General features: G+C 54.5%; 1 rRNA gene. It reads left to right on the forward strand.

The features are described from left to right. Nucleotides 1-284, forward strand: a 16S ribosomal RNA gene (locus lacNas_RS07085); the annotation flags it as partial. Nucleotides 285-356: the final 72 nt, after the last annotated feature.

The raw sequence follows: 356 nt of genomic DNA on the forward strand, positions 1-356 counted from the left end.
GAACCTGCGAAGGCAAGCGGATCTCTTAAAGCTGTTCTCAGTTCGGACTGCAGGCTGCAACTCGCCTGCACGAAGCTGGAATCGCTAGTAATCGCGGATCAGCACGCCGCGGTGAATACGTTCCCGGGCCTTGTACACACCGCCCGTCACACCATGGAAGTCTGCAATGCCCAAAGTCGGTGGGATAACCATTTAGGAGTCAGCCGCCTAAGGCAGGGCAGATGACTGGGGTGAAGTCGTAACAAGGTAGCCGTAGGAGAACCTGCGGCTGGATCACCTCCTTTCTAAGGAAAGACACACAGTCGGAGAGTGGCAACACTAAGAGAAGATTGTGAGTTACGGAAGCACACTGCAAA

The sequence above is a fragment of the Lactobacillus nasalidis genome (assembly GCF_016587775.1).
In the GTDB taxonomy this organism is placed as follows: Bacteria; Bacillota; Bacilli; order Lactobacillales; family Lactobacillaceae; genus Lactobacillus; species Lactobacillus nasalidis.